Here is a 21542-nt window from a genome sequence, read left to right as displayed (position 1 = left end):
TGGCCTAATAGAGGGCTTTTCTTTTTATTTTCACTTTCAACGGAGGCCATTCATGGGCAACAAAATCGTTACTGAAGCAGATCGCAAGCGCACCCCCCGCCCCCAAACTCCTAATGGCGTGACTTTGGCTACCCCAGGCCGTGGTCAGCGCGTCAGTCTGGAACGCGGCGTGGCAACACGCAGCAAGAAGAACCCCGGCAAGCGCTCCAAAAAGGGCGGCTGATCTAGCTCTTCTGCAAAGCGTGCTTTGTTGCGCTCTGCATCAAAAAAGCCCTCTATGAGGGCTTTTTTTGTTTCAATGCCCCGTGGTGGGGCTGTTGGCTTATACCTTGTCTAGCGCTTGGGCCAGATCGGCGCGCAGGTCGTCGATGTGCTCGATACCTACAGACAGACGCACCATGCCTTCACTGACACCGGCCTTCGCCAGTTCTGTGGGGTTGAGCTGGCGGTGGGTGGTGGAGGCCGGATGGGTAGCCAGCGATTTGGCATCGCCAATGTTGACCAAGCGCGTGAACAGTTGCAGCGCATCCAAGAAGCGCGCGCCCGCAGCGCGGGGGTCGGCCTCTTGGCCCTTGAGGCTGAACGACAAAATACCCGAAGCCTTGCCACCGAGCTGACGCTGGACAAGGGCATGGTCGGGGTGGTTGGGCAGACCAGCGTAGCGCACCCATTCCACCTTGGGGTGCTGTTCTAGGTATTGGGCCAGCGCTTGGGTGTTGTCGCAAATGCGGTCCATGCGCAGGGCCAAGGTTTCAATGCCTTGCAAAATCAGGAAGGCGTTGAGCGGTGCCAATGCCGCGCCCATATTGCGCAGCGGCACCACGCGGGCGCGGCCAATAAAGGCCGCAGCGCCCAGTGCTTCGGTATAGACCACGCCGTGGTAGCTCACATCAGGCTCATTGAGGCGCTTGAAGCGCTCTTTGTGCTCGGCCCAAGGGAATTTGCCGCTATCGACAATCGCGCCGCCGACGCTGTTGCCGTGGCCGCCCAAGTATTTGGTGAGGGAGTGCACCACGATGTCGGCACCGTGCTCAATCGGGCGCAGCAGGTAGGGGCTGGGCACGGTGTTGTCCACAATCAGTGGTACGCCGTGGGCATGGGCCACATCAGCCAGCGCGCGGATGTCAGTGACGTTGCCCAGTGGGTTGCCAATAGATTCAATAAAGATGGCCTTGGTGCGGGCATCAATGTGTTGGGCAAAGCTGGCTGGGTCGCGTGGGTCGGCAAAGCGTACGTCAATGCCTTGCTGCGGGAAGGTGTGGGCAAACAGGTTGTAGGTGCCGCCATACAGCGTGCTGGCCGAGACGATGTTGTCACCCGCTTCGGCCAGCGTTTGAATCGCTGCGGTAATGGCTGCCATGCCCGAGGCCAATGCCAGCGCCCCAATGCCACCTTCCAAAGCCGCCACGCGCTTTTCTAGCACGTCGGTGGTGGGGTTCATGATCCGGGTGTAGATGTTGCCCTGTACTTTCAGATCGAACAGGTCAGCGCCATGCTGTGCGCTGTCAAAGGCATAGGCCACCGTTTGGTAGATAGGCACTGCCACCGATTTGGTGGTGGGATCGGGGGAGTAACCGGCGTGGACGGCAAGGGTATCAAGGTGCATGAAATTTTTTCCTCAAAGGCAGGCCCCGCGCCCATGCGGAGCTGGCGGGCATTGTTGCATGGGGGCGGTGCTGCCCCGGCGATATTTTTCAAATGTGCTTATGCTTTTTCGTGGCAGTAGCCGCGCTGCAAGAAACGGGTGTCCACGGGATAATGACTGGCTTTTGCATGGCCTTTTGGGGTCTGCATCGCGTTAGCCATGAGCTCTTCTTCTCCGTTTGCGCCGCTGGGGCCACCCACCGGCCACCGCTTTACCCTCTGGATTGTGCTGCTGGGGATGCTCACGGCGGTGGCCCCCTTGACCATCGACATGTACCTGCCCAGTTTTGTGCAGGTAGAGCAGGATTTGCACGCCCCAGCTGGCAGCATGGAGTGGACGCTGTCCACCTTCTTTATTGGCCTGACCTTGGGCCAGTTGATTTATGGCCCGGTCAGTGACCGCTTTGGCCGCAAGCTGCCGCTGTATGTCGGTTTTACCCTGTACGCCTTGGCCTCGCTGGGGTGCGCCTTGGCCGACAACATTACCATGCTGTGCGTGTGTCGGTTTTTGCAGGGCATGGGCGGCTGTGCCGGGTTGGTGGTGCCCAGCGCGATGGTACGCGACCGCATGGGTGCGCGCGACTCAGCGCGGGTTTTCTCATTGCTGATGCTGGTGATGGGGCTGGCCCCTATTTTGGCCCCCTTGGTGGGGGGCTGGCTGCTGCAATGGTGGGGCTGGCGGGCTATTTTTGGCGTGTTGGTGGTGTTTGGCCTGATCTGCCTGCTTGGGGTTTGGCTGGGTTTAGAAGAAAGCCATAACACCGCCCAAGAGCCACCCTTGCAATGGGGCACTGTAGCGCGCAATTACCGTGATTTGCTGCACGACCGTAGCTTTATGGGCTTTGTGCTCAGTGCGGGCCTGACGCGGGCGGGCATGTTTGCCTACATTGCAGGCTCACCGTTTGTATTGATGCAGCTCTATGGGGTGACAGCACAGAACTATGGCTGGTTTTTTGGTGCCAATGCGCTGGGCCTGATTGCGGCCAGCCAGCTCAATGCCTATTGGCTGAGAAAGATGGCCGCCACCACCTTGCTGCGCCGGGCGCTGTGGCTGCCGCTCGTGGCGGGCGTGGCTTTGGCGGTGCTGGCGTTGGCGGGCTGGATGTCGCTGCCTTGGTTTGTGCTGGGCTGTTTTGTTTTTATGGCCAGCGTGGGGGTGATTGGCCCCAATGCCAGTGCTTGTGCTTTAGCTACGCAGGGGCGGCGTGCCGGTACGGCGGCTGCTTTTAATGGGGCTTTGGCTTTTTTATTTGCCACGTTGGCCGGAGCCTTGGTGGGGGGCTTGCACAACGGCAGCAGCCAGCCATTGGCGCTGGTGATGGCCCTGTGCGGCTTGGGAGCTTGGGGTTGCTACCACCGCTGGGTCAAGCCCGATAGCACCCCACAAGCGCCCAGTCAGTACTAAAGATCAAACCACGCGCCGCGATGGCCGATTGCGCCACAGCTTTTCCAGCTCCACGGCCACATACATCATCGAGGCCGCTGCCAAGCAAACACCCAGCTCCAGAGCACTGAGGGGCTGGGTTTTAAAAATGGGGTTGAGCGCGGGCACATAAATAGTCGCCATCTGCAAAACGAAGGTCAATACCACGGCCCCCAGCAGCGGCAAGTTGGTGCGCAAGCCCAAGCGCCACAGCGGCTCGGTTTCGGAGCGGATGCCCATGATGTGCGCCATCTGGCCTAGGATGAGCACGGTAAACACCATCGTTTGCCAATTATCGTGGCCGGTGTCTATCGCCCAAGCCTGCACCCCCAAGCACAAGGCCCCCAGCAGCAGGCCAATGCCCAAAATATGCTGCCACATACCGCCAGCAAACATGCTCTCGGTGGGCGGGCGGGGAGGACGGCGCATGATGTTGCGCTCGGCAGGCTCGGTGGCCAAGGCCAGCCCTGGCAGGCCATCAGTGACCAAATTGACCCACAAAATATGAATTGGCAACAGCGGCATGGGCAGCCCCAGCAACGGGGCCATGCAGATGGTGATGATCTCCCCAGAGTTGTCGGTCATGGTGTAACGAACAAACTTGCGGATGTTGTCGTAGATGCGCCGCCCTTCTTTCACTGCCGCCACAATGGTGGCAAAGTTATCGTCCAGCAGCACCAAGCTGGAGGCTTCACGCGCCACATCGGTGCCGCCTTTGCCCATCGCAATGCCAATATCGGCACGTTTGAGCGCCGGGGCATCATTGACACCATCGCCCGTCATGGCCACAAAATGGCCTTGGGCCTGTAGCGCCTCGACGATGCGGATTTTCTGTGCCGGGTCTACCCGTGCGTACACCCGCACCCGCCCCACTTGGGCTTGTAAGGCTGCATCGTTCATGCTGGTTAAATCAGCGCCAGTCAGCACTGGGGCCTCGGTGCTATCGACAATGCCCAGCCGGTGGGCAATGGCGCGGGCGGTGGCGGGGTGGTCGCCGGTAATCATCACCGGAATGATGCCTGCGGTAATGCAGTCGCGCACCGCAGCCTGTGCCTCAGTGCGCGGTGGATCAATCAGGGCGATCAAGCCCAGCAGTTCCAGTTCGTTTTCTACGGCTTCAAGGGCATTGGTATCGGGCAGGAGGGTATGGCTGCGCCGCGCCAGCGCCAGCACGCGCAAGCCTTGTGCGGCCAAGGTTTGGGCTGTTTGTAGTACCGCTTCTGTGTCTAGCGGCTGCGGGCCGTCGGGCGTCCATTGTCGGGTGCAGCGTGGCAGCATGGATTCAGGCGCGCCTTTGGTGTAAGCGACAAAGCCATCCCCCTCTTTGTGGAAGGTGGTCATGCGCTTGCGCTCAGAGTCAAAAGGTTGCTCTTGCACACGCGGGCTGGCGGCATCCAGTGCTGCTTTTTCTACGCCCCCGGCATGGGCAGCCAGCACCAAGGCGGTTTCGGTGGGGTCGCCTTGCCAAGCGTTGCCCGCTGTGGCACTGTCTTGGTCGCTGCCATGCCGTGCCGCATCGTTGCACAGGGCGGCAGCGCGCAGGGCTTCGGTATGTACAGGGCTGGGCAGCGGGTCGCCCGGCACCCAGCGCTGGCCCAAGGCCAACACCAATTCGGCGTGCATCCGGTTTTGCGTCAGGGTACCGGTTTTGTCGGAACAGATGGTAGTGACAGAACCCAGCGTTTCTACCGAGGGCAAGCGCCGCACCAGCGCATTGACCCCGACCATGCGCCGTGCTCCCAGTGCCAACAAGATGGTGACTACGGCGGGCAGCGCCTCCGGGATAGCAGCCACGGCCAAGCTGATGGCGGTCAGGGCGATCAGTGCCGGGTTTTCTCCGCGCAGCAGGCCGGTGATAAACAAGATGGCACAAATAGCCAGTACCGCCAAGGCCAGTTTTTTGCCAAAAGCGGCCAAGCGCAATTGCAGCGGTGTGCTGCGCTCGCCGCTGTCGAGCAAGGTGGCTACCTTACCCAGTTCAGTGCGCATCCCGGTGGCTACCACCAGCCCCCGCCCCCGGCCATGCGTGGCCGTGGTGCCCTTGAAGGCCATATTCGTACGGTCACCCAAGGCATTGGTGCCTTCGCGTTGCAGGGTGGCGGTTTGTTTGGCCACGGTGACGGATTCGCCGGTCAGGGCTGACTCATCTACTTGCAGTTGCGCAATCTCGATCAGGCGCAGATCAGCAGGAATTTGGTTGCCTGCCTCCAGCAGCACAATGTCGCCGGGCACCAGCACACTGGCGGGCACCACCTGCACTTGGCCATTGCGCAGCACCGTAGCATGGGCTGCGGCCAATTGGCGCAGTGCTGCCAAGGCTTTGTCGGCCCGCCAAGCCTGCACAAAGCCAATCACCGCATTGAGCACCACAATGAGCAAAATGACCAGCGTATCGGTCAACTCACCCACCAACCCGGAGATGACGGCTGCCCCCAACAGCACCAGCACCATAAAGTCTTTGAACTGGTCTAGCAACAACTGCCAAGGGCTGCGGGTTTTGCCCGCTGCGAGCTCATTGGGGCCATGGGTGTGGGTGCGGCGGGAGACCTCTTCGCTGCCCAAGCCCTGCGCCAGATCAACGGCTTGGGCTTGGGCCAGTGCGTCGATATCCTGCAAATAGCATTCGCCCGGCTGAATGGGGGTGGACATGGGCTTGTCTCCTAGGTGTTGAGGGCGTCAACACGTACTTAGGCTGGTGGGCGGGTGCGGTAAAACTGCAAGGGTTGCTCTTGAGCCGCTCTTTGCTGCTGTTGTAACACCGAGCGCTTGATTTTGCCCATCACGTGCATCTCGCAAGGTTTGCAATCAAAGCGCAGGGTCAGTTTTTCTTTGCCATTGATGAGGTGCAGCGGCTCGGCTTTGATCGTGCCTTTGACGCCAATGACGCCCTTGGCTTGCTTGGGGCACAGGCTGAGGGAAAAGCGCACGCAATGCTTGGTGATCATCAGGCTCACTTCGCCTTCTTCCTCGTGGCTTTCGTAGGCGGCATCAATCACCCGCACGCCGTGCTTGGCATAAAAATCACGGGCCTTGTGGTTAAAGACGTTGGCCAGATAGCTCAGGGTGTCTTCAGGGTATGGCACCGGAGGCACCACTGGCTGGGCGCGCGGCAGGCGTTGTAAGCCGCTGGTGCGGGCAGCCTCTAGGGCCGCCACGGCATCACGGCGCAGCGCATTGAGCACCGAGGCCGGAACAAACCACGGCTGTGCCAGCGACAGGCTGATGTCATGCACGGCAAAGAGGGTGGCACCCAAGCGGCCTAATTGTTCCCGCAGGTTGGCTTCTGCCTTGTTGGCATCAGTGGCGGGCTGGTGCGTTTGCTCTACGGTGGCCGTGCCAGCAAAACCATCTTCATCGGTCAGGGTCAGGGCAAAGCCAGTGGCCGTTTCAGCCAGTTGCACCCACAGGCCGATGCGCCGGTCGCTGGACTTTTTGTCCAGCGTGCGTACCCAATCCATATCCCGGTTGCGGTTGATTTCGGTGCCCTTGCGCAAATCCTTCAAACCCTCCATCGGGTCTTTCGGGAAGACGCGCCACTGCGTTTTGTTGCGCGGCGATACCGGCTCGGCTCGGTTGATAGCCAGCCCGACCAGCTCTTTTTGCAGGTCGTAGTAGCACAGGCCATCGCCGTTGTGCAGCACGGTGTCGGGGTTGCTTACTTCCAACTCCACAAAATCTGGCCCCAGCTTGGTGACCCAGCCGATGGCTTGGCCGGGGTTTTTGGGCGTGTCAAAGGCACCGATGTCTTCTTGGCGGCCATTGACAAAATAATCCGTGAACTCGCGGTTAAAGTTTTGCAGCGGATCGGGGGTAAAGCTAAAGGTGGTTTGGCCGCTGGAGGCCCGCGCCAGCGGCTGTTCAGAAAACTGGCGCTCTTCCAAAATATCATCGAGCAGCTTGCGGTAGTGTGCGGTGATATTTTTGACATAGGCCATGTCTTTGTAGCGGCCCTCAATCTTGAAACTGCGCACCCCAGCATCCACCAAAGCGCGCAAGTTCTCGCTTTGGTTGTTGTCCTTCATGCTCAGTACATGCTTATCGTGGGCTACAAAGCGGCCTGTGTCATCTACCACTTGGTAGGGCAAGCGGCAGGCTTGGCTGCAATCGCCCCGATTGGCACTGCGGCCAGTGTGGGCGTGGCTGATGTTGCACTGGCCGCTGTAGGCCACGCACAGGGCACCATGCACAAAAAATTCAATGGCGCAGCGTGCCGGGTCGGTGGCGGCGCGTATAGCGGCAATTTGCGCTACTGTCAGTTCACGCGCCAGCACAATCTGGCTCAAACCCACATCTTGTAAAAAACGGGCTTTTTCTGGCGTACGGATGTCAGTTTGGGTGCTGGCATGGAGCTGGATCGGGGGCAAGTCTAGCTCTAGCAAGCCCATGTCTTGGATAATCAGGGCATCGGCCCCGGCGTGGTACACATCCCAAGCCATTTGGCGTGCGCCATCTAGCTCATCGTCGCGCAAAATGGTGTTGAGGGTGATAAAAATGCGGCTATGAAACCGGTGTGCGTGGCCGATCAGGCGCTCTAGGTTGCGCAAATCATTGCCAGCACCGGCACGGGCACCAAAGGCTGGGCCGCCAATATAAACGGCATCGGCACCGTGGTTGATGGCTTCAATGCCAATATCGGCATCGCGTGCCGGGGAGAGTAATTCAAGCTGATAGGGCAGGAGAGACATGGGCGTGATTATCCTGCGCCACTTACATGGCCCTTGCCCCTGTACGCTAAAACAACAATTTCCCGTTAGGGCTCCATGTCATCACCTCGCCTATGTGCCAAGGGGGCCTCTAGTGCGATAGCATTGTGGCAATGATTCCAGTTCCATTGGTAGCCAAAAAAAAGATCCTGAGCCTAGATGCCAGTCCGGTGGATGGCAAGCTCTTTCGTATGCCTTTGTTTCGGCCAGGCACGGTGGTTTTGTGGGCTGGTAAAAAGCATACCGTCAGCTACGTGATGATTCGCCGTCGCGAGCTGTGGGTTTATCTGAACGGATTCGAGCACCCGGTGCGCCCCGAAACCTTGCGCGTAGCTCCGGCCACGTTTTCTATTGAGCGTCAAGTGCGCCGCTGATGCTTTGGGCCGGTGCGCCGGTTCAGGTGGCTTTGCGCTGCGCCATTGCTTGGCCCAGCCGTACCGGCTTGGCCGGGGCCCAATCGGCATTGAAATGCAGCGGGCCGGGTGGAAACAACAGCACCACGGTTGAGCCGAGCAGAAAGCGCCCCATCTCTTGGCCTTGTTCTAGGTGAATGTTTTGATCGGTATAGCTCCAACTGCGCAATTGCCCGGAGCGTGGCGGGTTGACTTGCCCATGCCACACCGTAGCCATGCTACCCACAATGGTAGCGCCCACCAACACCAGCACCATCGGGCCGTTGGTGGTATCAAACAGGCACACCACGCGCTCGTTGCGAGCAAACAGACCCGGCACGCCGCGTGCAGTGGTTGGGTTGACCGAGAACAGCGCCCCCGGTACATGCACCATGCGTTGCAAGCGGCCAGCACAAGGCATGTGAATGCGGTGGTAGTCGCGTGGGCTGAGGTAAATGGTCGCAAAATGGCCGTTGGCAAACTGCGCGGCCAAGGCAGCATCGCCCCCTAGTAGTGCGCTGGTGCTGTAGCGGTGGCCTTTGGCCTGAAAAATTTGATCGCCCTCAATGGCTCCCGATTGGCTCACCGCCCCGTCTACGGGGCAAATCCAATCGGCTTGCGCCAAAGGCCGTGCACCCGGTTTCAGGGATCTGGTAAAAAAGTCGTTAAAGCTAGCGTATCGGCTGATATCTGGCTCTGCAGCCTCTGACATATCCACACCATAACGGGCCACAAAACGGCGAATCAACGCCGTAGTCCAAGCTCCGCCCTGTGTGTGGGCAACACGACCGGCCAGCGTGGTCAACGCCCGCTGGGGCAAAAGATATTGTGGCAAGACAGCAAGACGATCGGACACAGGCAAGGGGCTGGTAATGGTGGATGGGCCATTCTATCGGTGCGCAAAGAAAATGATATGTCTTTGCTGCAAGCGCGTTACAATCGATAGCGCTCATGCACGGCGCGTTCTGCATGCACATTGAAGCCGTCTCTCCACGGCACCTTCCTCACCTGCTTTGCGGGTGCAGCGACCCTCACAGCCCGCCACGCCAAGTGCAGCCCACCCTTTACAGGTACAGGGTGATAAGACACGCTAAACACACCGATTTGCTTTTTACGAGATAAACAATGGCTAAAGAAGAACTGATTGAAATGCAGGGCAGCGTGACCGAAGTGCTGCCCGACTCGCGCTTTCGCGTGACGCTAGAAAATGGGCACCAGCTGATTGCCTACACCGGCGGCAAAATGCGCAAGCACCACATCCGTATTTTGGCGGGCGACAAGGTTTCGCTAGAGATGTCACCCTACGACCTGAGCAAGGGTCGTATCACCTTCCGCCATCTGGCTGGCCGTGGCCCTGGCCCTAGCCCACGTTGATCATTTTTGTATTTTTTCCTGATTTTTAACGTTGTGGCCTAGATTGGGCGTTTTTCAGGGATATAATTCAAGTCTTGTCGGAGCGTAGCGCAGCCTGGTAGCGCATCTGCTTTGGGAGCAGAGGGTCGCGAGTTCGAATCCCGCCGCTCCGACCACCGTTTGAAAGCCTGTTGTGCGTAAGTGCAACAGGCTTTTTTACTGCCTGGACTTTCTTCGCCCACCAAGGGCAAGAAAAAACGCGGCCAAAGCCGCGTTCGTTGTTAGTGTGGGCTGCAAAGTGCGGCTTATTCCACCTTGGCCTTGGCGCGCAGGCTTTCTTGGTACTGGCTGACCTTTTGCTGTTGCAGTTGTTGGGCTACTTGGGGCTTGACCTCGTCGAGCTTGGGCAATTGGGCTTGGCGGGTGTCATCCAAGCGGATGATGTGCCAGCCAAATTGGCTCTTGACCGGGGTTTGGGTCATTTTGCCTTTTTCCAGCTTGATCAGGGCTTCGGTAAATTCAGGTACGTAGCTGGCGGGGTTGGCCCAGTCTAGGTTGCCACCCTTGGCACCAGAGCCTGGGTCTTTGGATTGCTTTTTGGCGATGTCTTCAAACTTGCCGCCCTTTTTGATGGAGGCCAGGATCGCTTTGGCATCGTCTTCTTTTTCTACCAAGATGTGGCTGGCTTTGTATTCTTTGCCACCATTGGCCGCCACAAACTTGTCGTACTCGGCCTTGATTTCGGCCTCAGTGACTGGGTTCTTGGCTTGGTAGTCGGCAAACAGTTCATTCATGAGCACTTGTTGGCGAGCCAGTTCCATTTGTGCTTTGTAGTTGGCCGAAGACTCTAGGCCCAAGCGCTGCGCTTCTTGCGTGAACACTTCGGCGGTGATGATCTGGTCTTTGAGACGGGCTTCGATCTCAGCGCTGACTTTGCGGCCCGAGCGTTCTACCTGTTCTTTGATAGTGTTGAGGCGCTCGACCGGTACGGGCTTGCCATTGACAACAGCCAAATTTTGCGCGGCAGCAGGCAGGGCCAAGGTGCCCAGCATGGCGGCGGCCATGAGGCTGGACAGGAGCTGTTTCTTCATGAGGAAATCCAAAAAAGGGAAAAGCAGAAAGAAAAAAAGTAGTTCAGAGAATGTCAATGGCGATGGCATGCACGCCACGGTCTATCCATTCTTGCAGTGCATCATACACAAGGCGATGCTGACGCACACGGGGCAAATTGGTAAACAATGGTGATGCAATGCGTATCCGAAAATGGCTGCCTGCACCTGTCGCATTGGCACCAGCATGGCCCGCGTGTGCAGCGCTTTCGTCTAGCACTTCTAGGGTGGTGGGGGCCAGTGCGGCGTGCAGGCTGCGCGCCAAACCGCTGGCAGTGATGGGCTGTGTGCTCATGATTGGGCATCCTTGCTGGGGGTGGCGATGTCGGGTTCTTTGATGTGGCGGGCCAAGTACAAGCCTTGGGCGATGACAAAAGCAAACATCAGCCCCATGCCGCCAAACAGTTTGAAGTTGACCCAGGTGTCGGTGTCAAAGTTGTAGGCTACCCACAGATTGAGCACGCCCATGCTGGCAAAAAAGCTGGCCCAAGCCCAATTGAGATGGTTCCAGATGGCATCAGGCAGCTGCATTTGCGCGCCCATCAAACTCTTGATGAAGTTCTTGCGAAAGAGTAATTGCCCGACTAGCAGCGCCCCGCCCATCAGCCAGTAAAGCACGGTGGGTTTCCATTTGATAAAGGTCTCACTGTGGGCCAACAAGGTGGCACCACCAAACAGCACAATCACGCCCAAACTGAGCCACTGCATGGGTTCGACCTTGCCGTGCTTAAAGCGCAGATAGGCAATTTGCACCACGGTAGCGGCAATAGCCACGGCAGTAGCCACATAAATGCCGCCAAGCTTGAAGGCGACAAAAAACAGGATGATGGGGAAAAAGTCGAGCAGAATTTTCATGAAATGGCGTGGTGGCAGCGATAGGGTGTGGGGCTTAGGAGGGGTCGGGCGTGAAGTCCAGTGCAGCAGAATTCATGCAGTAGCGCAGGCCGGTGGGGGCCGGGCCATCTTCAAACACATGGCCGAGGTGGGCACCGCACTGGCTGCACACGGTCTCTACCCGGACTCGGCCCAAGCTGTAGTCCATGACTTCGGTGATGGCACCGGGCAGGGCCTGTGAAAAGCTGGGCCAGCCACAACCGGCGTCAAACTTGGTGTTGGCATCAAATAATTGGCTGCCGCAGCAGATGCAATGGTAGCTGCCATCGGCCCATTGCTGGTTGTATTTGCCAGTAAAGGGGCGTTCCGTAGCGGCATGGCGCGTCACTTGCAGCGCGCCGGGTTCAGCGCTCTTGGCTTGCAGTAGGGCTTGCCACTCGGCTTCGGTTTTTTGGATAGGAAAGGTCATGACGAGCAACTGATGGAGATGGAAGAGGCCCAAGCGGGCGGAAAATCGGCCCATGCCGCATGGTCTGGGTGGGCGTCGAAGGGGCGTTCCAGCACGGCCTGTAAGTTTTGGAGCACAGAAAAGTCGCCAAGTTTCGCGGCCTCGATGGTTTCTTCGGCCAGATGGTTGCGCAGCACAAAGCGCGGGTTGGTTTGCCGCATCGTAGCAGCCACTTGCTCCCGGTTTTCTGGGACTAGCCGGGCAAGGTAAGTAGGCAACCAAGCATCAAAATCTACCGGGTCGAGCAGCAGGTCGCGCACCGGAGCAAAGTGGTTTTGGGCCACGGCTTCGGACAGGCGGTGCCAGAAGATTGTGTAATCCACCCGTTGTTGCGCCAGCCATTGCAGCAACTGGCCCACCAATGCCGTGTCTTGACTGCAAGGGACAGAGAGGCCCAATTTGGCGCGCATCTGTTGCAAGAACGCGTCGCTAAACTGCTGGTGGTAGCCTGCCAAGGCGGCTTCGGCAATGGCCGGATCACCGATCAGCGGTTGCAGTGCCTGCCCTAGCCGGTAGAGATTCCAGCGCACTACCTCAGGCTGGCGGTGGAAGGCATAGCGGCCTTGGTTATCACTGTGGTTGCAGATATGGCCGGGATCGAACGCATCCAAAAATTGGAACGGGCCGTAATCGAGTGTCAGGCCCAAAATACTCATGTTGTCGGTGTTGAGGACGCCGTGGCAAAAGCCCATCGCCTGCCATTGCGCCACCAACGCGGCACTGCGTTGACACACCACATGAAGCAGTGCAGCATAGGCGTTGCCAGCAAAGTGCTCGTTGTGTCTGCAATCGGGATAGTAGTGGTCGATGACAAAATCGGCCAGTTGGCGCAGCTCATCCCATTGTTGGCGGGCCGCAAAGTGTTCAAAGTGCCCAAAGCGGATAAAACTGGGTGCAACCCGTGTCACGACGGCGGCGGTTTCGCGGGTTTCGCGGTACACCGGCTCAGGCGAGCCAGTGATGCACAGCGCTCTGGTGGTGGGAATGCCCAGTGCGTGCATGGCCTCGCTGCACAAAAACTCACGAATACTGGAGCGCAGCACTGCCCGGCCATCACCTCCGCGCGAATAGGGGGTGCGCCCGCTGCCTTTGAGTTGCAATTCCAAGTGCCCGGTGGGGGTTTGCACTTCACCCAACCAGATAGCCCGGCCATCGCCCAGTTGTCCGGCCCAGTGGCCAAACTGGTGCCCGCTATAGACGCTAGCCAGTGGTGCGCTGCCTGCCAAGGGTAGATTGCCGCTGAAGGCGTGCAGGGCAGCATCAGATGGTAGCCAGTCAGCTTGTAGCCCCAGCAGTTGTGCGGTGCTTTGGCTGATGCCCACCCAGTAGGGGGCTGGCAAGGGTGTAGGGGCTAGACGGGTAAAGAAGGCAGGGCTGAGGCTGGCAAAGCGGTTGTGCCAGACCCAGCCTGCATCGGCCAGCGGTGGACTATCGGCAGATGGGTTCATGGCGTCGATTGTCGTTGCCCAAGGGCAGGCACAAGGGGGGCAGGGTTAAAGTGTGTGCATGGGCCAAGCCGCTAACATGCCTGCCGCCTATGTTGATTTGTACCTTCATCTTTATTATTTTTATGCCACCCATCAAGGATGGATTGGGCGATAGCTTTGGTGGCCCCGCGAAGGAGCGCCACTGATGGGTTGGGAGTGGCTGTTGGTATCGTTGCTCAATGGCATCAGCTATGGGCTGCTGCTGTTCATGCTCAGTGCTGGCCTCACGCTGATTTTTAGCCTGATGGGGGTGCTCAATTTTGCCCACGCCAGCTTTTATATGCTGGGGGCGTATGTGGGCTACAGCTTTTCAGCGCTGTGGGGCTTTTGGTGGGCTTTGCTGCTGGCCCCCTTGGCCGTGGGGGTGCTGGGGGCGCTGTTGGAGCGTTATTGTTTGCGCCGTGTGCATCGCTTTGGCCATGTGCCAGAGTTGCTGCTGACGTGGGGGCTTTCGTATCTGGTGCTCGAAGTGGTGCAACTGTTGTGGGGCCGCTCTACCGTACCCTATGCCCTGCCGCCTGCTTTGCAGGGGCCACTACTGAGCTTGTATGGCGTGCAGTTTCCTAAATCACGGGCTTTTATTATGTTGGTGGCTCTGCTGATGTTGGCCTCGGTGTGGTTGCTGCTCACGCGCAGTCGCATCGGCTTGGTGATTCAAGCTGCTTTAGAGCACCCCAACATGGTGCAGGCACTGGGGCATAACGTCCCGCGTGTCTTGATGCTAGTGTTTGGCTGTGGTTGTGCCTTGGCTGCCTTGGCGGGCGTCATTGGTGGCAATACTTATGTCACAGAGCCGGGTATGGCCGCTTCGGTCGGGTCGATTATTTTTGTCGTGGTGGTGGTGGGTGGTATTGGCTCGCTGGCCGGTGCTTTCTGGGCCTCTTTATTGATTGGCCTGTTGCAAACGCTGGCAGTAGCGATGGATACCCCTCTATCGTTGCTGTGGGGCGCTGGGCCATTGGGGCAGCTGACGGTGGCGCAACTGGCACCCATCTTGCCCTATGTGTTGCTGGTGCTGGTGTTGGTGCTGCGCCCGCAGGGCCTGCTGGGCCAGCGCCAAGATTGAGGGGATGGTTTTGTCTTTGCCATTATTTGCGCGCTATAGGGCTTGGGTTGGTGGCGCGGTGCTGGCCTTGCTGGCGCTGGCTTGGCCTTGGTATTTCCAGAGTAGTTTGGCCCTGAGCATGGGTTCGCAGATGGGCACGCTCATCATCATTTGCCTGAGTTACAACATTTTGCTGGGGCAAGGCGGTATGTTGAGCTTTGGCCATGCCGTCTATACCGGCCTGGGGGCTTTTATGGCCGTGCATGTGATGAATGCCGCCAGCCAAGGCGGGCCGTTGGTGCCGCTGGTGCTGGTGCCTTTGCTGGGCGGCTTGGCTGGGCTGGTTTGCGCTGCGGTGTTGGGCTTTGCCGCCACGCGCCAATCGGCTACGGTGTTCTCGATGATTACTTTGGGTTTGGGCGAGCTGGTAGCTGCTGTGGCGCTGATGTTTCCAGCATGGTTTGGTGGCGAGAGCGGCATCAGCAGCAACCGGGTTTATGGTGCGCCGTGGTGGGGTATCACTTTTGGCCCAGCGCTAGAAGTCTATTACTTGATTGCCGCTTATGCCCTGCTGTGTACTTTGGCAATGTGGGGCCTGACGCAAACGCCGTTGGGCCGCATGTTGAATGCGGTGCGCGACAACCCAGAACGTGTCGCCTTTATTGGCTACAACCCACAGCGTGTGCGCCATATCGCCTTCATCATGGCAGGCTTTTTTGCGGGCATCGGGGGCGCACTGGCGGCCATCCACTTAGAGATGGTGACGGCAGCCGACAGCTTTAGCATGGCACGCTCGGGCCATTATTTGCTGTTTACCTTTTTGGGCGGGGCGGCATTTTTTGCCGGGCCTATTGTGGGTGCCGTGCTCATGGTGCTGACGCTGGTGTGGTGGTCGGAGCTGTCGGCGGCTTGGCTGTTGTATTTGGGGTTGGTGTTTATGGGCGTGGTGATGCTGGCTCCCGGTGGCTTGGCTGCGGTGCTGGTGGCCGGATGGCGCTGGCTGGTCTTGGGGCAATGGCGGTTGTGTGGGCGCTGGCATGTACTCCAAGCCTTGGCCGGGTTGCTGGCGCTGTTGGGCGGCTGCGCCTTTATAGAGTTGGCTTACCACTGGCAACAGCAGGCCACGCTGGGGCCGCAGTTGCAGTTTTTTGGGGTTGCGCTGTATACCAACCGCCTTAGCCATTGGATGGTGGCCGTAGGGTGCTGCTTGTGTGGCCTTGGGGGCTGGATGTTGTGCCGTGGCAGAGTGGCTCGTGTTTTGCACACTGTTTCTATCAAGCCCAGCACTAGCACCGTATAATGGGAGGCTACGCGGGTGTAGTTCAATGGTAGAACGGCAGCTTCCCAAGCTTCATACGAGGGTTCGATTCCCTTCACCCGCTCCACCCCAGCGTTTCAAGCCACTTCATACCGTATCACAAGCCCCCTGCTTCATAGGCATAGGGGCTTTTTTGTTGTCTCATGTCACTTCATAGGGCACCATGACAGACCAACAAATTGTTGGTTGTTTTGTTGGTTCCTCAGACCCGTGGCACCAACAGGAACCAACAGGCACTCATGGGGATGGCGTACCGTGGCACTGACCGACACTTTTATCAAGAACGTAAAGCACAGCGGCAAACCGGCTGGCGATAAATACAGCGATGGCGGGGGGATGTTCCTGCACGTCAAGGCAGTGGGCAAATACTGGCGCATGGCCTACCGGATGCACGACAAACAGAAGACCCTCTATATAGGCGTCTATCCTGCCGTGTCGCTGGCCCAAGCCCGCAAGGCCCGCGATACCGCCAAGGAACAACTAGCCCAAGGCATAGACCCCAGCACCGCCAAGCAAGAGGACAAGCACGCCGCTAAAGTGGCAGCCACGAACACCTATGAGGCTGTGGCGCGTGAGTTCCACCAGCTCAAGGCTCCTAGCTGGAGCGAAAGCCACGCACACAAATGGCTGCGCATGAACGAGCTGTATCTGTTCCCCGTGCTGGGGACAAGGCCGCTGGAGAAAATCAAGGCCAAGGACGTGCTGGCCGCCTTGCGCAAGGTAGAGGCCAAGGGCATCTTGAGCACCGCCCACGACCTGCAACAAATGGCGGGGCAGGTGTTCCGGTATGCAGTGCAGACAGGCCGCATAGAGCAAAACCCGGTACCAGACTTGAAGGGGGCATTGCAGCCCCATGTAGCCAAGCACTTTGCTGCGGTCACTGAACCGGCGCAAGTGGGGGCACTGTTGCGGGCCATCGACGGTTACACGGGACTTCCCACCACCGTGGCCGCGCTACAGCTTGCCGCCTTGTTTTTCCAGCGCCCCGGCAACATCCGGGCGATGGAATGGGCATGGATTGACTTTGACAAGGCCATGCTGACCATACCCCCAGCCGATATGAAGCGAACCCGGCATGAAAAGGTCAACGGAAAACCGCATTACCTCCCGTTGGCCAAGCAAGCCATCACCATCTTGAGGGCGCTACAACCCCTGACAGGCAGCGGGCGCTATGTCTTTCCCGGTGCCCGTTCTACCTCGCGCCCAATGTCTGACAACACCATCAATGCCGCCTTGAAGCGCTTGGACTTTGGCAGCGATGACCATGTGGCGCACGGCTTTCGGGCAATGGCCCGCACCATGCTTGCCGAACGGATGACGGGCATAGATGCAAACATGGTGGAAGCGCAGTTGGCCCACGGTAAAAGCGGCCCCCTTGGTAGTGCGTACGACCGTGCTGAATACATGGAGCAGCGCCGCGCCATGATGCAAACATGGGCTGACTACCTAGACCGGCTGCGCACGGGTGCAGACATCATCCCCCTGCACAGCAAGGCTGCATAGCCCCCACCAGTTCCACACCACCAGCCCGGCCACTGCGCTGGGTTTGTGCTTTCTGAGGACGCCATAGGCAGGAATGCGCGCCAGATTAGAAACAGAAAGCGGGGGAACAAAAAACAAACGCGCGCGACTTGTATTTTTAGAGGTTACCGGGGTTACTGGGGTTACTACACCCCTTCTACAGAGGGAAAACACCCAAAAAATGCGGTAACCCCAGCCGGGTTACTTGGGGTTACCGGGGTTACCGCTGCCACCATCAGCGCCAGCCCGTACCATTGTTCGCTGGCGCTGGCACCCTACCCAAAACCTTATCTAAACCTTGACATTCCCGGGGACTGCGCACGCTCAAAACTTTGGGTAAACCTTGGTATTGCCAGCCCGTGCTGTGCCATTGTTTGCTGGCGCTGGTGTCCTTCCCACTGGTGCCGTGCCCCCCGTGCCACAATAGACCCCAGCGCCCCAAGCCACGGACTAATTACCCGCTGGTACGCCGGAACCCCTGACCGGCTGGGGCGCTTTCTCATTTCAGGGCTTGCGACACAGGGGGACGCATGAGCATCATTGCTGCCAAGCTACACGAGCGGAAGACTGCATTTATCAGCCTGCATGAACTGCTGGAAACCATCGTTAAACACGACGGCTGCACATTGCAGGATGCGGCGCAGTTTTTGCACACTACGCTTTCAGGATTAGGCGAATTTGACTATATACCTTGGCAGGAATATGGCGATCTGTATTTTGGGGGGACAGATTCAGCTATTGGTGAGCGACTGCTGAGGAGTGTTGCTGTGCATGGACAGTACACAGAAGTGACCGTTCCTAGTTGGGCCAATGACGATATCCCTTTCTGATATGGCCATAGACCCTGATTACTACCTCATTGGTTTCCGTCGCGCCGAAGTCTTTCAGCTTCTAAGGCAGCACGGTCTAGACCTTGAATCCCGAGTAGCGAAACAGCCATCGGAACCCACCGTCCCAGAGCGCCACATTCCAGATTGGGCAAAGGCTTGTGCTGGGGTTCGTAGATTTACGTTGTGCGAAGCTGCGGCTGCTATAGCTGGCATTCCCCCCATGGGAGAAACGGGAGCAATACCCGATGAAGTATGGCCAATATTTGGCCCAATTCAAACCGGATTGAAACAAGCGGCCGATGACGGCTATTTACTGCCGACAGGCATGGAAATGGATGGTAGAGGCCATGGACTTGAGAAGTCCCTTGCCTTCGATGCACAAGACCTAAAGCAATGGGCCGAGGCACATGGTTATTGGTGGCCTATTCCGCTGCCACCAGCACTAGACCCAGCCATCGGTGCCACCCCGGCACCAGTGCCTAGCAAGGCGACTGTACCCACCATGGCACCAGTACCCAGCCCAGCCCCTGATGTGGCACCGCCCACGCCAGATATCGACCCGGCAGACCTACCAGAAGAACTGGACGCGGCAAACATGGCATTCCGCGCCGTCTTCAACGGGTATGGCAACCCGGCTGATACCTTTAGAAACCGGCTGATCGAATACCTAAACGTAAACTTCCCAGCACTGGGTATCCCGGCGATAGAACGGATTGCCACCGTAGCTAACCCTGACAAGGCGCGAGGCCGTCCAGTGAAATTCAAAGAATAGGCCGGGTATTAAATTTGATTGTTTTCAATGACTTAGGAAATAGGCTGGGTATTTCCAAGGGCTAATAGGTGGCCTATATGGCCTATTCAGACGCCACCAAAATCCAGACACTGACCCCACGTTTTCACGAATGGAGTCACTAAATGTCATTAGGTTTCGGGTTCAGTTCTAGGCACGCCAAAAAAGCCACCGCCAAACCACCAGCGCCAGCTACACCAGCCGCGCCCATTCCCACCTCGTTCGACCAATTGCCAGACTGCGCCCTGTTGCGTGAGTCTCAATTGGTGCCTAGCCCCAAGCGCCCCGGTGTCCATGCACTACTGCCATTTAGCGCCCCCACACTCTGGCGCAAGGTGAAGGCGGGTGATTTTCCAAAACCCTTGAAATTGGGGCCACGCATTACCGCATGGCGCTGTGGTGATATTCGCCAGTGGCTGGCGCAGCAAACCAATACCAACGCGGTGCAACTGGCGGAGGTGCAATAAAAATGGCCCGCCGCAATCCGAAAATCACGACAGGCCACACAGAACAAGGCCATTCTCCCACCACCACCCAGACCACGCAAGCGCTGGCGCTGCTCACCCCCTACGCTGGTTTTCTATCGGCTGATGCCTTGGCGCTTGGCTTCCCAGCCGGTGCAAGCCAGCCCCACCACCTTGGGAATGGGACGACTGCCCGTGCGGTAGTGGGCAATCATGCGCCGCGTCATACCCAGCGACTCTGCTGCTGTGACCAACGACAGGCCATTGCGCTGCATCCATGCGTCAAAGCCTTGCGCGGTGGGCAGGCCCGCCTGTTCTCGGCACAGGGTGTAGAGGGTATCGGCCCCCAGATCAAGCCCACCGGGCCAGTTCAGGCCCGTGCCCCAGTCGTCCACCTGCATTTGTGCGAAGAACGCCGCATCGTGCAGCGCATCCATAGGGGGGCGCAGCCAGTCTGCCAAGTCAGCCCGCAAAGTTTCGCCGGTGCTCCAGTCGATTTCAAGGGCCAGCGTGCCAACGATACGCGCCGCTTTCAGGGTGATGGCCTTCATGGATTCAACCTCCGGTATTCGGCCAGGTACTTGGCCGCATTCGCCTCAATGTCTTGCAAGGCAGACACCAGCCGCTTTGCAGGAACCACGCTTCCCGCCAGTACCTTGCGGGTTTCAATCGCCACCACTACGCGGTGCCCATCACGAAATTCCACATGGACATGGGCCACGCCATGTTCCATGCTGTTGATTCGGATGCGCCAGTCTCCGATAGCGGGGTAATTGGTCATGCGCTTTATTGTAGTGAAACTATTACACTACCCGCAAGGTGGCCCGCTGGCGCTGGCCCGCACTACCGGCCATGCAGCCAGCACTGGCGACGTGGCGACAACGGCGACAGATTGGGTCAATTTGGCACCGTTAGCCGGTGTCTGGCTAATGGCTAACGTGGCTAATCCGGCTAATCCGGCTAATTTGGCTAATCAGAAGCCCAAAAGCCCCGATGAATTAGCCAAATTAGCCACGTTAGCCGGATTAGCCATTAGCCACAGACTGGAAACACCCCCAGCACCAGCCCCCGGCATTGTCCCGCTGCTGGCGCTGGCCTGCACCACGGGTGTGAGCTGTGGCAAAATTGGCCCCAAGCCGAGAGGCCCGGTGCGTAGAAACACCAAATCCGTAGAGGTAGCAACTCCCACCGATGAGCGGGGTTTTGTTACGCCCCAATTTTTCCGTTATGGACTTTCCCATAGCGGCATGGTTTATGGGCATGGCGTGGGTTATCCGCAAGGACACCCGCACGGCTACGGACGTGTTTCTAACCGCCATGCCCACCCGTTGTGCGTAGAAACGCAACGTGTGGTTCTTCATCCCGTAGGAGCCAAGACCATGCAACAGGTCACATTGGCGCGCACTGCCGCGCCCACGCCCAAGGCCGCCCCGGCCATCCCCACCACCACAGCCCACGCCCTCCTAGAGGCCACCACCAGCGCCAGCTTGGCCGGGTTCTATCTGCGCAAGGGCAACCTAACCGCAGCCCGCCGCAAGGCCGTGCAACTGCTCAAGGCACTGCAAGTCATGGAGGTGGCAGTGTGAACTACCCAAAGTTTCCCCAAGAAATTTGCTTTGTGGCTGGCCTAGACCTGTATGGCAGGGATGGCAAAGTGGCAGCTTCGGCCAAGGTGGGCGGCCCCTCGTTCATATCTGCAATAGAACCCGGTGAAATCAACCTTGGGATGGCGCTGGCGGGCAATGGTTTTCATGTGAAGCTGTGCACCAAATCGGCCCGCGAGTTTGCAGCAGCACTGATGACGGCAGCGGTTTTGCGCGATGCAGCCGACCAAGCCAAGGGGGTGACGAAATGAGCACCACCGCAACCTACCTGCAATGGCTTGATGGCGAGCTTGACGCCACCACCGCCGACCTACGCGAGCAAGCTGGCCCCGGTCTGTCTGATGCTGCCGAACGCATGACCGACTTGATGGTTGCCAAAACCATGCTGCGCGAGTTCATCGCCAGCCAGCCCCCCAACACCCCCGCAAACCTCACCGAGTAGAGGAAAACATGACCCAAATTCAAAGCCCTGTGCAGCAGGGTCAAGCCGCTGCATTGCCAACACCCGGCAAAGGGA

24 protein-coding genes and 2 tRNA genes are annotated in these 21542 nt (G+C 58.4%); 15 read left to right on the top strand and 11 right to left on the bottom strand.

Annotated elements, in window-relative coordinates:
- Positions 1–52 precede the first annotated feature (52 nt).
- Positions 53–223, top strand: a complete 171-nt coding sequence (locus tag BMX55_RS16360; protein ID WP_177172811.1) for a hypothetical protein — start codon at positions 53–55, stop codon at positions 221–223.
- A gap of 99 nt (positions 224–322) precedes the next feature.
- Here BMX55_RS16360 and BMX55_RS03645 read toward each other — a convergent pair whose 3' ends face one another.
- Complete coding sequence (locus tag BMX55_RS03645; protein ID WP_091452836.1) at positions 323–1606, bottom strand: O-acetylhomoserine aminocarboxypropyltransferase/cysteine synthase family protein; 1284 nt, start codon at positions 1604–1606, stop codon at positions 323–325.
- Positions 1607–1804: 198 nt separating this feature from the next.
- Here BMX55_RS03645 and BMX55_RS03640 point away from each other — a divergent pair, with 198 nt between their 5' ends.
- Positions 1805–3049: a Bcr/CflA family multidrug efflux MFS transporter gene (locus BMX55_RS03640; protein WP_091452833.1), complete on the top strand. Its 1245-nt coding sequence runs from the start codon at positions 1805–1807 to the stop codon at positions 3047–3049.
- A 3-nt stretch (positions 3050–3052) separates the two neighbouring features.
- On the opposite strand, the gene BMX55_RS03635 is transcribed toward BMX55_RS03640, so the two are convergent.
- Together BMX55_RS03635 and BMX55_RS03630 are read right to left on the bottom strand one after the other, a co-directional pair.
- The gene (locus tag BMX55_RS03635; RefSeq protein ID WP_091452830.1) at positions 3053–5716 is read right to left on the bottom strand and encodes a cation-translocating P-type ATPase; all 2664 of its coding nucleotides are present in this window, start codon (positions 5714–5716) and stop codon (positions 3053–3055) included.
- A gap of 38 nt (positions 5717–5754) precedes the next feature.
- The gene (locus tag BMX55_RS03630; protein WP_091452826.1) at positions 5755–7752 is read right to left on the bottom strand and encodes a peptidase U32 family protein; all 1998 of its coding nucleotides are present in this window, start codon (positions 7750–7752) and stop codon (positions 5755–5757) included.
- Positions 7753–7883: 131 nt separating this feature from the next.
- Between BMX55_RS03630 and BMX55_RS03625 the strand changes: the two genes are divergently transcribed.
- On the top strand, positions 7884–8144 hold the full coding sequence (locus BMX55_RS03625; protein ID WP_245751228.1) for a hypothetical protein: 261 nt from the start codon (positions 7884–7886) through the stop codon (positions 8142–8144).
- Positions 8145–8166: 22 nt separating this feature from the next.
- Here the strand turns inward: BMX55_RS03625 and asd are convergent, their stop codons facing one another.
- Positions 8167–9018: an archaetidylserine decarboxylase gene (gene asd, locus BMX55_RS03620; protein ID WP_091452822.1), complete on the bottom strand. Its 852-nt coding sequence runs from the start codon at positions 9016–9018 to the stop codon at positions 8167–8169.
- A gap of 269 nt (positions 9019–9287) precedes the next feature.
- Between asd and infA the strand changes: the two genes are divergently transcribed.
- Positions 9288–9536, top strand: a complete 249-nt coding sequence (infA, locus tag BMX55_RS03615) for a translation initiation factor IF-1 (RefSeq protein ID WP_091452820.1) — start codon at positions 9288–9290, stop codon at positions 9534–9536.
- Positions 9537–9614: 78 nt separating this feature from the next.
- Positions 9615–9691 (top strand) — tRNA-Pro (locus BMX55_RS03610).
- Between the two features lie 129 nt (positions 9692–9820).
- On the opposite strand, the gene BMX55_RS03605 is transcribed toward BMX55_RS03610, so the two are convergent.
- The 5 genes from BMX55_RS03605 to BMX55_RS03585 are packed head-to-tail and all read right to left on the bottom strand — an operon-like array spanning position 9821 to position 13414.
- The gene (locus tag BMX55_RS03605) at positions 9821–10606 is read right to left on the bottom strand and encodes a peptidylprolyl isomerase (protein WP_091452817.1); all 786 of its coding nucleotides are present in this window, start codon (positions 10604–10606) and stop codon (positions 9821–9823) included.
- Between the two features lie 43 nt (positions 10607–10649).
- On the bottom strand, positions 10650–10919 hold the full coding sequence (locus BMX55_RS03600) for a BolA family protein (RefSeq protein ID WP_091452814.1): 270 nt from the start codon (positions 10917–10919) through the stop codon (positions 10650–10652).
- A complete protein-coding gene (locus tag BMX55_RS03595; protein WP_091452811.1) occupies positions 10916–11479 on the bottom strand; it encodes a septation protein A in 564 nt (187 codons plus the stop codon). The genes BMX55_RS03600 and BMX55_RS03595 overlap by 4 nt, the downstream gene beginning before the upstream one ends.
- Before the next feature lie 34 nt (positions 11480–11513).
- Positions 11514–11927: a peptide-methionine (R)-S-oxide reductase MsrB gene (msrB, locus tag BMX55_RS03590; protein WP_091452807.1), complete on the bottom strand. Its 414-nt coding sequence runs from the start codon at positions 11925–11927 to the stop codon at positions 11514–11516.
- The gene (locus BMX55_RS03585; RefSeq protein WP_091452803.1) at positions 11924–13414 is read right to left on the bottom strand and encodes a protein adenylyltransferase SelO; all 1491 of its coding nucleotides are present in this window, start codon (positions 13412–13414) and stop codon (positions 11924–11926) included. Before BMX55_RS03585 ends, msrB begins: the two co-directional genes overlap by 4 nt.
- 184 nt (positions 13415–13598) lie before the next feature.
- Between BMX55_RS03585 and BMX55_RS03580 the strand changes: the two genes are divergently transcribed.
- The 7 genes from BMX55_RS03580 to BMX55_RS03550 all read left to right on the top strand — a co-directional run bounded on the left by BMX55_RS03580 (position 13599) and on the right by BMX55_RS03550 (position 19424).
- A complete protein-coding gene (locus tag BMX55_RS03580; protein WP_091452799.1) occupies positions 13599–14519 on the top strand; it encodes a branched-chain amino acid ABC transporter permease in 921 nt (306 codons plus the stop codon).
- A 16-nt stretch (positions 14520–14535) separates the two neighbouring features.
- Positions 14536–15798 carry a branched-chain amino acid ABC transporter permease gene (locus tag BMX55_RS03575; RefSeq protein ID WP_425432038.1) on the top strand — a complete coding sequence of 421 codons (1263 nt, stop codon included), beginning with the start codon at positions 14536–14538 and terminating at the stop codon, positions 15796–15798.
- Positions 15799–15809: 11 nt separating this feature from the next.
- Positions 15810–15883: transfer RNA gene (locus BMX55_RS03570), tRNA-Gly, on the top strand.
- 188 nt (positions 15884–16071) lie between these two features.
- Positions 16072–17319: a tyrosine-type recombinase/integrase gene (locus BMX55_RS03565; RefSeq protein ID WP_091452792.1), complete on the top strand. Its 1248-nt coding sequence runs from the start codon at positions 16072–16074 to the stop codon at positions 17317–17319.
- A gap of 548 nt (positions 17320–17867) precedes the next feature.
- Positions 17868–18167: a hypothetical protein gene (locus BMX55_RS03560; protein ID WP_091452788.1), complete on the top strand. Its 300-nt coding sequence runs from the start codon at positions 17868–17870 to the stop codon at positions 18165–18167.
- Positions 18168–18498: 331 nt separating this feature from the next.
- Entirely contained in the window at positions 18499–18939 is a 441-nt protein-coding gene (locus BMX55_RS16080) for a hypothetical protein (RefSeq protein WP_143059570.1), read from the top strand.
- 143 nt (positions 18940–19082) lie between these two features.
- Positions 19083–19424, top strand: a complete 342-nt coding sequence (locus BMX55_RS03550) for a helix-turn-helix transcriptional regulator (RefSeq protein WP_091452783.1) — start codon at positions 19083–19085, stop codon at positions 19422–19424.
- 113 nt (positions 19425–19537) lie between these two features.
- Here the strand turns inward: BMX55_RS03550 and BMX55_RS03545 are convergent, their stop codons facing one another.
- Both BMX55_RS03545 and BMX55_RS03540 read right to left on the bottom strand, forming a co-directional pair.
- The gene (locus BMX55_RS03545; RefSeq protein WP_091452780.1) at positions 19538–19972 is read right to left on the bottom strand and encodes a DUF2442 domain-containing protein; all 435 of its coding nucleotides are present in this window, start codon (positions 19970–19972) and stop codon (positions 19538–19540) included.
- The gene (locus BMX55_RS03540) at positions 19969–20202 is read right to left on the bottom strand and encodes a DUF4160 domain-containing protein (protein WP_091452776.1); all 234 of its coding nucleotides are present in this window, start codon (positions 20200–20202) and stop codon (positions 19969–19971) included. Before BMX55_RS03540 ends, BMX55_RS03545 begins: the two co-directional genes overlap by 4 nt.
- Positions 20203–20215: 13 nt before the next feature.
- Here BMX55_RS03540 and BMX55_RS03535 point away from each other — a divergent pair, with 13 nt between their 5' ends.
- The 3 genes from BMX55_RS03535 to BMX55_RS03525 are packed head-to-tail and all read left to right on the top strand — an operon-like array spanning position 20216 to position 21467.
- The gene (locus BMX55_RS03535; protein ID WP_143059569.1) at positions 20216–21007 is read left to right on the top strand and encodes a hypothetical protein; all 792 of its coding nucleotides are present in this window, start codon (positions 20216–20218) and stop codon (positions 21005–21007) included.
- Positions 21004–21276, top strand: coding sequence for a hypothetical protein (locus BMX55_RS03530; protein WP_091452769.1), 273 nt, complete (start codon positions 21004–21006; stop codon positions 21274–21276). Before BMX55_RS03535 ends, BMX55_RS03530 begins: the two co-directional genes overlap by 4 nt.
- Positions 21273–21467 (top strand): hypothetical protein, encoded by a 195-nt coding sequence (locus BMX55_RS03525; RefSeq protein ID WP_091452766.1) that lies wholly within the window; start codon positions 21273–21275, stop codon positions 21465–21467. Before BMX55_RS03530 ends, BMX55_RS03525 begins: the two co-directional genes overlap by 4 nt.
- The last annotated feature ends 75 nt before the right edge of the window (positions 21468–21542 follow it).

Origin of the sequence: Giesbergeria anulus (assembly GCF_900111115.1) — a bacterium.
Classification (GTDB): Bacteria; Pseudomonadota; Gammaproteobacteria; order Burkholderiales; family Burkholderiaceae_C; genus Simplicispira; species Simplicispira anulus.
Note: the sequence above shows the minus strand (reverse complement) of the source record. Positions and strands in the feature narration are given on the sequence as shown.

Bases quoted from the DNA above. Each gene is read 5' to 3' on its own strand.
- BMX55_RS16360 (WP_177172811.1), top strand. From the start codon at position 53: ATGGGCAACAAAATCGTTACTGAAGCAGATCGCAAGCGCACCCCCCGC.
- BMX55_RS03645 (WP_091452836.1), bottom strand. From the start codon at position 1,606: ATGCACCTTGATACCCTTGCCGTCCACGCCGGTTACTCCCCCGATCCC.
- BMX55_RS03640 (WP_091452833.1), top strand. From the start codon at position 1,805: ATGAGCTCTTCTTCTCCGTTTGCGCCGCTGGGGCCACCCACCGGCCAC.
- BMX55_RS03635 (WP_091452830.1), bottom strand. From the start codon at position 5,716: ATGTCCACCCCCATTCAGCCGGGCGAATGCTATTTGCAGGATATCGAC.
- BMX55_RS03630 (WP_091452826.1), bottom strand. From the start codon at position 7,752: ATGTCTCTCCTGCCCTATCAGCTTGAATTACTCTCCCCGGCACGCGAT.
- BMX55_RS03625 (WP_245751228.1), top strand. From the start codon at position 7,884: ATGATTCCAGTTCCATTGGTAGCCAAAAAAAAGATCCTGAGCCTAGAT.
- infA (WP_091452820.1), top strand. From the start codon at position 9,288: ATGGCTAAAGAAGAACTGATTGAAATGCAGGGCAGCGTGACCGAAGTG.
- BMX55_RS03605 (WP_091452817.1), bottom strand. From the start codon at position 10,606: ATGAAGAAACAGCTCCTGTCCAGCCTCATGGCCGCCGCCATGCTGGGC.
- BMX55_RS03600 (WP_091452814.1), bottom strand. From the start codon at position 10,919: ATGAGCACACAGCCCATCACTGCCAGCGGTTTGGCGCGCAGCCTGCAC.
- BMX55_RS03595 (WP_091452811.1), bottom strand. From the start codon at position 11,479: ATGAAAATTCTGCTCGACTTTTTCCCCATCATCCTGTTTTTTGTCGCC.
- msrB (WP_091452807.1), bottom strand. From the start codon at position 11,927: ATGACCTTTCCTATCCAAAAAACCGAAGCCGAGTGGCAAGCCCTACTG.
- BMX55_RS03585 (WP_091452803.1), bottom strand. From the start codon at position 13,414: ATGAACCCATCTGCCGATAGTCCACCGCTGGCCGATGCAGGCTGGGTC.
- BMX55_RS03580 (WP_091452799.1), top strand. From the start codon at position 13,599: ATGGGTTGGGAGTGGCTGTTGGTATCGTTGCTCAATGGCATCAGCTAT.
- BMX55_RS03560 (WP_091452788.1), top strand. From the start codon at position 17,868: ATGAGCATCATTGCTGCCAAGCTACACGAGCGGAAGACTGCATTTATC.
- BMX55_RS16080 (WP_143059570.1), top strand. From the start codon at position 18,499: ATGGATGGTAGAGGCCATGGACTTGAGAAGTCCCTTGCCTTCGATGCA.
- BMX55_RS03550 (WP_091452783.1), top strand. From the start codon at position 19,083: ATGTCATTAGGTTTCGGGTTCAGTTCTAGGCACGCCAAAAAAGCCACC.
- BMX55_RS03545 (WP_091452780.1), bottom strand. From the start codon at position 19,972: ATGAAGGCCATCACCCTGAAAGCGGCGCGTATCGTTGGCACGCTGGCC.
- BMX55_RS03540 (WP_091452776.1), bottom strand. From the start codon at position 20,202: ATGACCAATTACCCCGCTATCGGAGACTGGCGCATCCGAATCAACAGC.
- BMX55_RS03525 (WP_091452766.1), top strand. From the start codon at position 21,273: ATGAGCACCACCGCAACCTACCTGCAATGGCTTGATGGCGAGCTTGAC.